Origin of the sequence: Hansschlegelia beijingensis, from assembly GCF_045505405.1 — a bacterium.
Classification (GTDB): Bacteria; Pseudomonadota; Alphaproteobacteria; order Rhizobiales; family Methylopilaceae; genus Methylopila; species Methylopila beijingensis_A.
In genome coordinates this window covers 1-7872 of the sequence record NZ_JBJKEX010000123.1, presented here as the reverse complement: position 1 = coordinate 7872, position 7872 = coordinate 1, and the positions used below count along the sequence as shown (strand labels likewise).

General features: G+C 68.1%; 6 protein-coding genes. 2 read left to right on the top strand and 4 right to left on the bottom strand.

The genetic code is table 11. From position 1 onward, the window contains the following. Nucleotides 1-118: 118 nt before the first annotated feature. Entirely contained in the window at nt 119-1630 is a 1512-nt protein-coding gene (gene murJ, locus ACIKT0_RS09635; RefSeq protein WP_407105139.1) for a murein biosynthesis integral membrane protein MurJ, read from the top strand. A gap of 4 nt (nt 1631-1634) precedes the next feature. Here the strand turns inward: murJ and ACIKT0_RS09630 are convergent, their stop codons facing one another. From ACIKT0_RS09630 to ACIKT0_RS09615, 4 genes are all read right to left on the bottom strand, one after another. Continuing rightward, the gene (locus tag ACIKT0_RS09630) at nt 1635-2903 is read right to left on the bottom strand and encodes an O-antigen ligase family protein (RefSeq protein ID WP_407105138.1); all 1269 of its coding nucleotides are present in this window, start codon (nt 2901-2903) and stop codon (nt 1635-1637) included. After that, nucleotides 2900-4411, bottom strand: a complete 1512-nt coding sequence (locus ACIKT0_RS09625; RefSeq protein WP_407105141.1) for an undecaprenyl-phosphate glucose phosphotransferase — start codon at nt 4409-4411, stop codon at nt 2900-2902. The genes ACIKT0_RS09630 and ACIKT0_RS09625 overlap by 4 nt, the downstream gene beginning before the upstream one ends. An 86-nt stretch (nt 4412-4497) precedes the next feature. Further along, nucleotides 4498-5649, bottom strand: a complete 1152-nt coding sequence (locus tag ACIKT0_RS09620; protein WP_407105137.1) for a glycosyltransferase family 4 protein — start codon at nt 5647-5649, stop codon at nt 4498-4500. Nucleotides 5650-5695: 46 nt separating this feature from the next. Then, nucleotides 5696-6256 carry a polysaccharide biosynthesis/export family protein gene (locus tag ACIKT0_RS09615; RefSeq protein WP_407105140.1) on the bottom strand — a complete coding sequence of 187 codons (561 nt, stop codon included), beginning with the start codon at nt 6254-6256 and terminating at the stop codon, nt 5696-5698. 159 nt (nt 6257-6415) lie between these two features. On the opposite strand from ACIKT0_RS09615, the gene ACIKT0_RS09610 reads away from it, so the two are divergent. Next, nucleotides 6416-7872 (top strand): GumC family protein (locus ACIKT0_RS09610; RefSeq protein ID WP_407105136.1); only part of this gene is annotated, 1457 nt, incomplete at its 3' end.

The window sequence follows — 7872 nt, the reverse complement described above, 5'->3', positions numbered from 1 at the left end:
GCCCGCCGCGCGCGCCGCATGAGGCGCTGCGCCCCCGCCGCTGCTACTGTCCCGCCGCGCCACGATCAGGGGATTCGGCGCGCCCCGGTGTGACGGCGGGAACGCGCGATGGCGATAGATGTGGCGTAAGGCGGCCTCGGTCGGCGGGCTGACGCTCCTCTCGCGCCTGTTCGGCTTCGTTCGCGACGTGATGATGGCGGCGTTTCTGGGCGCCGGGCCGCTCGCCGACGCGTTCATGGTCGCCTTCCGGCTGCCGAACCATTTTCGCGCGATCTTCGCCGAGGGCGCGTTCAACGCCGCCTTCGTGCCGCGATACGCCCATACGCTCGAGCGTCATGGGCAGGCAGAGGCGAAGGCGTTCGCCGAGGACGTGCTGTCGATCACGCTCGCGGTCCAGTTCGTCCTGCTCATTCTGGCTCTGGTGTTCGCGCCGTTCGTGGTCGCGCTGCTCGCTCCGGGCTTCACGGAGGAGCCGGGGCAGATTGATCTGACCGCGAGCCTCACCCGCATCACCTTCCCCTACCTGCTGCTGATCTCCTGGATGACGCTCGCCGCCGGCGTGCTGAACGCGCACGACCGGTTCGCGGCCGCCGCATCGGCCTCGATCCTGCTCAACGTCTGCATGATCGGCGGCATGCTGATGAGCGGCCTGTTCCCCACCGTCGCGCATGCGCTGGCGGTGGGGGTGCTGGTCTCGGGCTTCGCGCAGCTCGGCCTCGTGCTCTGGGATCTCAAGCGGGCAGGGCGATCGCTGCGCCTCAAGCGGCCACGGATCACCCCGCATGTGCGGAACTTCCTGCGGGGCTTCGGGCCGGCGGTGCTGGGGTCCGGGGGCGTCCAGATCGCGATGTTCGCCGACACGATCCTGGCGTCGTTCCTGCCGACGGGTTCGGTGTCCTACCTGTATTATGCGGACCGGCTGTACCAGCTGCCGCTGGCGGTCGTGGGCATCGCCATCGGGACCGTGCTGCTGCCGGAGCTGGCGCGGCGGCTTGCGGCGAATGACGGGGCGGGCGCCCGCGACAGGCTGAATCGCGCCCTCGAGGGCGCGCTGTTGATGACCTTGCCGTTCGTGGCGCTGTTCGCCGCGGCCCCCGGTCCGATCGTGGCGGCGCTGTTCGGACGCGGCGCCTTCGATGCGGCGGCGGTCGAGGGATCCGCGGCGGTGCTGCAGGCCTACGCCATCGGCCTTCCGGCTGTGGTCGCCCTGCGCTGCGTGACGCCCGGCTTTCACGCATCCGGCGACACGGCGACCCCGGTGAAGGCGCTGGCGGCGGCGACGATCGTCAATGTGGCGCTCAAGGTGCTGCTCGTCGGCTCCTTCTTCAGCGCGGGCCTGGCCTTCGCGACCTCGATGGGCGCCTGGGCCAATCTGCTGTTGCTGACATGGCTGCTGCGCAAGCGGGACGGCTTCGCGCCAGACCGCCGCTTCGCGCTCAGCCTGGCGTCGCTCGGCCTCGCGACCGCGGCCTCCGCGGCCGCGATCCGCTGGTCGCTCGGGCCGGCGGCTGGCTTGAAGGGGCTGATCCCGCAGTTCCCGGATTTCGCGCCCGCGGCGTTGATCGGCCTCGTCGGCGTCGCCGCCTATGCGGCCGTAGCAGCGCCGGGCTTCCTGCTCGCGCGCCGCTGACCGGTCAGGCCGCCGGTGGCGCCTTGGGACGGCCCGGCGCGTTGAGCCGGTTCTGATATGCGGCGGTCGCGGCGATGAAGCCCCACATCATCCCGAGCAGCGCCCATTGGTGTCGCCAGTGGTCGACGTCGATGACGGCGGCCTCGATCATCAGAACCACCCAGGTGGAGAAGGTGCAGATGAACACGGGCCGCCACGGCGTGGGCGTCAGGACGTAGCGCGCGCCCGAGAACAGCGTGAGGAGCGTCAGCACCGCCAGCGACACGCCGCCGAGCCAGCCATAGGACATGAAGCCGTTCAAATAGGTGTTGTGAACATCCGCGCCGAAGCGTCTGGAAAACTGGAAGATTCCGATCCCGAAAGGCTTCTCGAGGGCGAGCCGGAAGCCTCGCACATAGTTCGCAAATCGCCCGCCATGCTCGACGTCGTAGCTCTGCTCGAGGCTCGCGCGTTGCTCGAAGAGGCTCCCCACTGTCGGCAGCTGAATCAGGATCACCAGGAAGAGCGCCGCCAAGCCGGTGGCGACCACGCAGGTGACCAGGATGCGCGCCCGCGCGGCGGGCGAGGGGGCCGTCAGAACGGTGAGCCCCGTCATCAGCGCGGCCGATGCGATCAGGTGTCCCCAGGACCCGCGCGAGAAGCTCAACAGCACGCCCGCCACGATGATTCCGAGCGGCAGGACAAGAAGGAGCGACTTCTTCAGATCGCTCGCATAGAGCCGCTGTATCAGGATCAGCGCCGGGAAGATCAGGTGCGGCGCGAAGACGTTCGGGTCCTTGAACGCGCCCTTGGCCCGGTTGTAGCGCAGCAGGCTGTCGGCGAACGGGACCAGATGGAAGTAACCCACGATCGCCAGCAGGCCGCTCGCGACCCCGGCGATCACCCACGCGTTCGCGATCAGGCGAGCGCGGATCTCGGTGCGTTCGGCGAGAAACAGGGAATAGAAGCAGCCGGTTGCGGCGAGAAAGACGCCGATCGTCGTCCATATCTGCGTGTCGGCTCGGTCGAACACCAGCGTCAGCGTGAGAACGGCGCCGAGCTGGTACAGGATGACGAGGAGAAGAAACGGCAGCAGCGCGCGCGGCAGCTTCAGTCCGGTGCCGATGAACAGCACGATCGCGACGACCATGAGAAGGTCGTAGGCCGCCGGCTCGAACATCACGAAGAAGCTCGAGGCGATGGCCAGCCAGACGACGCCCTCGCGCAGCGTCTCCGCCCGGATGGTCAGCGGCCGGCGTGCGCTCCGGCCCGGAAGCGCGCCGGCGTCGCTCAATAGGCGTTGTCCGTCTTGGCGAGAGCGAAGGGCGTCCTCAACAGGATCAGGATGTCGAACAGGATCGACCAGTTCTCGATGTAATAGAGGTCGAAATCGACGCGTTTGCGCAGTTTCTCGGGCGTGTCGACCTCGCCGCGCCAGCCGTTGATCTGCGCCCAGCCGGTCACGCCTGGCTTGACCTTGTGGCGGGCGAAGTAGCCGTCGACCACCTCGTTCCACAAACGGTCCGAGGTGTGCGCGCCGACCGCGTGCGGCCGCGGGCCGACCAGCGAAAGCTCGCCCTTCAGCACGTTGAAAAGCTGCGGCAGCTCGTCGATCGACGTCTTGCGGATGAACCGACCCACGCGGGTCACGCGGGGATCGTTCTTGGTCACCACCGTCTTGGCGTCCGGATCCGCCAGCTCCTGCCGCAGCGAGCGGAACTTGTAGACGTCGATGACCTCGTTGTTGAAGCCGTAGCGCTTCTGGCGAAAGAACACCGGGCCCGGGCTGTCGAGCTTGATGGCGATCGCAGTCGCGATCATCACCGGGGCGACAAGGATCAGCGCCAGCGTCCCGACGATCAGGTCGAAGGTCCGCTTCGCGACGAAATCCCAGTTCTGGATCGGCTTCTCGGCGAGATCCACCATCGGGATCGCGCCGAGATAGGAATGGGCGCGCGGCCGGAACCGGAGCTTGTCGGTGTGGGCCGCGAGCCGGATGTCCACGGGCAGCACCCAGAGCGTCTTCAGAATCTCCGCGACGCGGCCCTCTGCCCTGACCGGCAGGGTGACGATCAGCAGGTCGATGTGCGCGAGTCGCCCGAATTCGACGAGCTCGGCGATGTTGCCGAGCTTCGGATAGCCGGCGACCAGGGCTGGCGAGCGGTCGTCGGATCGATCGTCGAACACCCCGCAGATGTGGACGTCATTGTCCGGCATGGATTCGAGCGAGTGGATGAGCTCGGCCGCCGGTTCGCCGCCGCCGACGATCACGGCCTTGCGCCCGAGCCGCCCCTCGCGCGCCCAACGCTTGACCAGCAGGCTCATCGCGCCATGCGCCACGACCAGCCCGCCTGCGCCGAAGACGAACCAGTAGCCGAGCCAGTTCCGTTGAACGATCCCGCCGAAATCGAAGAAAGCCCCGATCACCGAGAAGCCGGCGAACACCAGCGTCCAGGCGCCGAGCGCGCGACCGATCTGGCCTCGGGCGGAGCGGAAGGCCACCACATGGTAGATATCGGCCGCATGGGCGAAGACGAGCGTCAGCATGAGCCCGACGGCGATCGCGGCGACATACGCCCAGCCGAACGGACGGAACGCGCCGAACACGGTTCCGTAGGCCGCGAGGCCGGAGCCGATGACGACCGCCGCGTCGACGAGGCGCGCGGATCCGGTCAGCAGCACGGGCGAGATCGAGGCCGCGCTGAAGCGCTCGGCGATCTCGCGCGCCTGTTCGTTCAGCCGCGCCTGACGTTGCTTGGCGGCGGCTGACTTCGGCTTCTTGGCGGTGTCGATTCGGGCCATGGACAGGTCGGTCAAGTCGCTGGCTCTCCCCTCGAGCGGACCGGCACTCTCCCCCGTAAACGCGAAGATTGTTTTACGCGGATCCCCTAATCCCCGCTAGACCTGCGTCGGAGCGCGGCCCGGTAGACCGCTTCGATGCGCGAGGCCATCTCGGCCAGCGAAAACTCGCCGGAAATGTGCGTCCGCCGCGCCAGCGCAGCCTCCCTGGCGGCATCCGGATCAGCCCCGATCCCGGCCATCGCGGCGGCGAGCGCCTGGGGGTCGCCGGGCGGAACCAGTTCGTCGGAATGACGCCCGAATATTTCCGGTATGCCGCCGACGCGCGTCGCCACGATCGGCAGACCGGCCGCGATCGCCTCCAGCACCACGTAGGGCATCGACTCGGCCCGCGACGGCACCACGATCGCGCGCCCCAGCGCGAAGGCCTCGCGCGCCGGCGTCGACTTCTGGAACCGGACGCGCGACCCGAGCCCGCGTTCGGCGACCATCGCCCTGTAGCGGGCTTCGTCCGGTCCGTCGCCGACGATCACGGCCGATTTCGGCCGCCCGCGGCTGTCGAGCAGCGCGAGCGCCTCGATGAAGACGTCGACCCCCTTCAGGTCCCGCAACATGCCCAGATAGAGGAAATCGGCCGCGTCCGGATCTGGCGCGACGGGCTCGAACTCTTCCGGCGCCAGTCCGTTGCGGACGACGACCGCGGGGCAGCGCGGGGGACCGATCTTCTCCACATAGACCCGCTGCTCGTAGGCGCTGACGTGGATCAGCGAATCCGTCAGTCGCTCCAGCGCGCGTTCGACGCGGAAATACAGGCGGCCCTCGAGGGACGCCGGATCGTAATGCAGGCTGCCGCCGTGGGGCGCGTAAAGCCGCGCCACCGGCTTTGACCGGCCGAGCCACGTGCCGACGACACGTCCGAACGCGCCGCCCTTGGCCCCATGGCAGTGCAGGACGTCCGGCGCGAGCGGCGCCAGCGTCCGGCTGACCCGGGTGAGAGCGACCAGGTCGGCGGGCGATATCTGGCGGGGGATCGGCAGGCGGACGGCGCTGAGCGCCAGCTTCGGCCGGAGAAGGGCGATACGCGCCTCCTCGAAGGCGCCGCCGGTGGTGCTGTCGCAGACGAGGCCGACGCTGTGGCCGGCCGCCGCCTGCGCGCCGATCAGATCCGCGATGTGCCGAAAGATCCCGCCCACCGGCGAGCGGACCAGATGCACGATACGCAGGGGCGTCGCGTCGCTCATGAGCCCTCCGGGCAATCGCATTTCGCGGCCGGCAGGGCGCGGTCTGCTAGAACCAACGTTCTTCGACGTTGATCGTATCGCCGGGTCTGATCGGGTAGGTCAGAGGGACCTCGCCCTTGAACACCCTGTCGCCGATCCGGCGCGTGAGCTCAACCCGGTCGCGCTTGGCCCGTGGAGAGAAGCCGCTCGCGATGGCGACGGCGTTCTCGGCCGTCATGCCGGCGACATAGGGATACTGGCCGGCGTTGGTGACCTCGCCGAGGATGAAGAACGGCCTGTACGACTCGATCTCCACCGAGACGTTCGGATCGCGCAGATACCCGCTCTTCAGCTTCGCTTCGAGCCCGGTCCGGACCTGATCGGAGGTCTTTCCGCTCACGGGAAAGCGCCCCACGAGCGGCATCGCGATGCTGCCGTCCGGCTCGACGGCGTAGCTGTTGGTCAGGTTCTGCTGGCCGAAGACGTTGATCCTGAGCTTGTCGCCGCTCGCCAGCACGTAAGGTTCGTCGAAATCAGCCGACAATGGAGGCGGCACGGCCCGCGGGGCGGCGCAGCCTGCCAGCAGGGCGGCTAGAGCCAGCGCAGTCGTGCGGCGAGGCGACCTCATGGCGAACCCTTGCAGAGATGGTTTACCCTTCGTTACCGCAACATCGTTAACGAGCGGTTGCCGGTTGATCTCGCTCAGGACGGCCAATTAACTCTGCGGCAACCATGATCATGCTGTGCTGCGATTGATGAAATGCAGTGCGGCGGTCGAGGGCACGGAATGATCCAGAGGATCAGCCACGGCGAGGAGGGCGATCGTCCCCAAGGGGGCGAGATCGACCTTCGTGCGCTTGGCCGCGGTCTCTGGCGTCGCAAGCGCTGGATACTGGGGCCGACGCTGCTTGCGGCGCTGGTCGCCTTCCTGTTCGTCGAGCTCAGCTCTCCCTATTACCGATCGACGGCTCTGATCCTGATCGAGAATCGGGAAGGCGCCTCGCCAGGTCCCCGCGACGAGCGGGCGACGCAGTTGCCGGACGAGCAGGCCGTGGCGAGCCAGGTCCAGCTCATACAGTCCCGCGATCTCGTGCGCACGGTGGTCAAAAACCTCCACCTCGCCGACGACCCGGAGTTCTCGGCGCAGAAGGGGTCGATCCTGAGGCGCCTGCTGCGCGCCGTGGGGCTCGCACGGCAGGACGACACGTCGCTGAGCGAGGGCGTGGTCGACAAGGTGGCGGAGAACCTCTCGGTCTATCCGGTGACCGGGTCCCGCGTGGTTGGCATCGAGTTCGTGTCGAAGAACGCCGACACCGCCGCTAAGGTCGTGAACGGTTTCGTTGACGCTTATCTGGACCTCCAGCGTGCTGCGAAGCAGGAGGCGAACCAGCAGGCGGCCCAGTATCTCTCCCGCGAGATCGACAACCTGCGAACGCGCGTCCGGGAGGCAGAGGAGAAGGTCGAGGCCTTCCGCGCCAAGGCGGGGCTGCTCGTGGGCGCCAACAACGCGACCGTCGCCCAACAGCAGCTTGGAGACGCCACGACCCAGCTTTCGGCCGCCCGCACCCAGGAGGCGGAGGCCCAGGCGAAGGCGAACATGATCCGCACCGTGCTCCGCCAGGGCCGGCCTGCGGAGGCGCTCGAGATCGCAAATTCGGATCTGGTGCGCTCGCTGACGCAGCAGCGTTCGCAGCTGGCCGCGCAGATCGCCAGCGAAGGCCGCACCTTGCTGCCGCAGCACCCGCGCATGCGCGAACTGTCCGCGCAGTTGCAGGGCCTCGACGAGCAGATCCGCCGCGAGGCCGAGCAACTCGCGCGCGCCTATGAGAACGACGCGAAGACGGCGGGGGCGCGGGTCAAGGCTCTGAGCAAGCAGCTCGACGAGCTCAAGGAGGCGGCGTCCAAGGCAAACAACGAAGACGTTCAGCTCCGCGCGCTCGAGCGCGACGCGCGCTCCCAGCGGGATCTGCTCGAGCAACTTCTGGCCCGATACAGGGAAACCACCGCTCGCGAGAACCCCGAGGCGCTGCTCGCCGACGCGCGCGTCGTCTCCCGCGGCGCCGTGGCCACGGGCCCCTACTTCCCCAAGAAGCTTCCGACCATCGCTCTGGTGACGATCGCCGCCTTCACGCTGTCCTTGTTCGGCGCGGCCGCCCCTTCGGAGACCTTGGTGGAGATCACGAAGCCTTATCTGTTGTTTCTAGGCGACGCACCAGTCGCGTCGCCAGTCGACGATGCCGGTCG

Coding starts and splice junctions, on each gene's coding strand:
- ACIKT0_RS09620 (WP_407105137.1), bottom strand. CDS start 5,649: ATGAGCGACGCGACGCCCCTGCGTATCGTGCATCTGGTCCGCTCGCCG.
- ACIKT0_RS09615 (WP_407105140.1), bottom strand. CDS start 6,256: ATGAGGTCGCCTCGCCGCACGACTGCGCTGGCTCTAGCCGCCCTGCTG.
- ACIKT0_RS09625 (WP_407105141.1), bottom strand. CDS start 4,411: ATGGCCCGAATCGACACCGCCAAGAAGCCGAAGTCAGCCGCCGCCAAG.
- murJ (WP_407105139.1), top strand. CDS start 119: ATGTGGCGTAAGGCGGCCTCGGTCGGCGGGCTGACGCTCCTCTCGCGC.